The sequence below is a fragment of the Pseudoalteromonas sp. H71 genome (genome assembly GCF_001468485.1).
Classification (GTDB): Bacteria; Pseudomonadota; Gammaproteobacteria; order Enterobacterales; family Alteromonadaceae; genus Pseudoalteromonas.
This window is the reverse complement of sequence record NZ_LODI01000045.1, coordinates 148184-150353: the sequence shown is the minus strand read 5'-3', so window position 1 is coordinate 150353 and position 2170 is coordinate 148184. Positions and strand designations below refer to the sequence as shown.

The window sequence follows — 2170 nt, the reverse complement described above, 5'->3', positions numbered from 1 at the left end:
TCTGAAAATTGCCAGTAACTGCTTTGTTTATGTTTATAATTTAAAAACAAATCAGCTAAACGAGTACAGCTTTGTAAATCTATTTTCTAAAGACACGCTCATTGAGCCTCAGCCAAATTCAGGCAATAGTTATTTTAAAAAGGGTAATAATAGCGTTTACATTAATACAACAGACAGGCCCGGAGAGCGAAAGGTAACAGTTAAAATAAGCACCACACTGTCTCTTGATGCAATAATTAACGAGTCAGATAATTATATTCCTCTGAGTGTATGTGCACGGGCTGGTTATGCAGGTTTTCATTTTACCCAAAAGTCAGCAGGGCTAAATTGCCATGGTACGCTTATGTTAAATAATACCCGCTACGATTTTAGCAGTATGAACGCACTTGCCTGTGTAGATTGGAGTGCAGGCTATATGCGTCGTGAAACGTTTTGGAATTGGGCAAGCCTTGCCTGTAAATTACCAGGTGGACGCAATTTAGGATTAAACCTTTCAGCAGGTGTAATTGAAACAGGATTTACTGAAAATGCCATTTGGCTTGACGGCAAGCTATACAAAATTGATATGGTTGATTTTAAATTTAACCGTTATGGCGATAAAACTGATTGTGCTAAGTGGGAACTCCACTCAAACGACGGCATGATTAATCTTATTTTTGAACCTGTAAGTCACCGCTTTGATAAAACGAACTTACTCATTGTGGCGACGAATTTCACACAAAAAATTGGTCGTTACTTCGGTGAAATAACACTTCCAAATGAAGTGATAATACTTAACGGGCAGTGGGGCTTAGTGGAAGATCATTATTCAAAATGGTAGATGTACTTTTTTGGGTATTAACGTAAAGTTAATCATAACTACGAATGAAAAAGATAAGGCTCTAAATTAAAGAAGTTCAGAGCCTTATTTTTTCATCAATAATTTATTCTAATGTTATTTGTTTCTTATTAATCATCAATCGAGCGAAGTAGGGCGTTAATGCCTACTTTTTCACGTGTTTGTTGATCTACTTTTTTCACAATAATTGCAGCGTATAGGCTGTGAGTGCCATCTTTTGATGGTAATGCACCTGGCACAACTACTGCGCCTGCTGGTACGCGGCCGTAGTGAATTTCGCCGGTTTCACGGTCATAAATACGGGTGCTTTGGCTGATATAAACGCCCATTGAAATCACAGCGCCTTCTTCTACTACTACGCCTTCAACAATTTCAGAACGTGCGCCAATAAAACAATTGTCTTCAATGATGGTTGGGTTAGCTTGTAGTGGCTCTAAAACGCCGCCAATGCCAACGCCGCCAGATAAGTGTACGTTCTTACCAATTTGTGCACATGAGCCTACAGTTGCCCATGTATCTACCATGGTGCCTTCGTCAACGTAGGCGCCAATGTTTACGTACGATGGCATAAGCACGACATTTTTACCTACAAAGCTGCCTTTACGGGCTACTGCGTTTGGTACTACGCGCATGCCGCCTTGCTGAAATTGCTCCGGCGTGTAGTCGCTAAATTTAAGCGGCACTTTGTCATAAAATTGGTTTACGCCATCGTTCATTGGTTGATTGTCGCGAATACGAAACGACAGTAATACGGCTTTTTTAAGCCATTGGTGTACAACCCATTCGCCTGATATTTTTTCAGCTACACGGGCTGCACCGCTGTCGAGCAGCTCTAATACGTCGATAATAGCTTGTTTTACGTCGCTAGATACTGTGCTTGGGCTAATGCTGTCACGGTTATCCCATGCATTTTCGATCATTGTTTTTAAATCTGACATGTATGTCCTCTTATTCTGTTTCGGCGTTGAATTTTTTACGCAATGCCTGATGAATTTTTGCTTGCTCTTCATCGGTTAGCGCTTGATATTCGTTATTAGATACAACAAAGAAATCCTCTGCACGTTCACCTACCGTCGTGATTCGGGCTGCGTGAATGTGTAGTAAATGTGCTTGGAAAACTTCGGCTATTTTGGTTAGTAGGCCCGGTATATCAACAGCTTGTATTTCAATTAAGCTGCGATCTTTACGGGCATGAGGGCGAAGCACTATTTTAGGCTTAATGTTAAAGTCTTTAAAACGTTGCGAGCGGCTCTTTTTAAAGCGAATTTTTTTACGTGGGTCGTTAAGTGCTTGCTCAAGGCCGCGTTTAATCGATTGCGAACGGCTGCTTGC

General features: G+C 40.9%; 2 protein-coding genes and 1 pseudogene. 1 reads left to right on the top strand and 2 read right to left on the bottom strand.

The window, feature by feature from the left end:
* Positions 1-820: DUF2804 domain-containing protein (locus ATS71_RS16030; RefSeq protein WP_235591516.1), on the top strand; the 820-nt coding region annotated here is incomplete at its 5' end.
* A gap of 128 nt (positions 821-948) precedes the next feature.
* Here ATS71_RS16030 and dapD read toward each other — a convergent pair.
* The gene (gene dapD, locus ATS71_RS16025; protein WP_058405714.1) at positions 949-1776 is read right to left on the bottom strand and encodes a 2,3,4,5-tetrahydropyridine-2,6-dicarboxylate N-succinyltransferase; all 828 of its coding nucleotides are present in this window, start codon (positions 1774-1776) and stop codon (positions 949-951) included.
* A gap of 10 nt (positions 1777-1786) precedes the next feature.
* Positions 1787-2170: pseudogene (locus ATS71_RS19230) on the bottom strand ([protein-PII] uridylyltransferase); the annotation flags it as partial.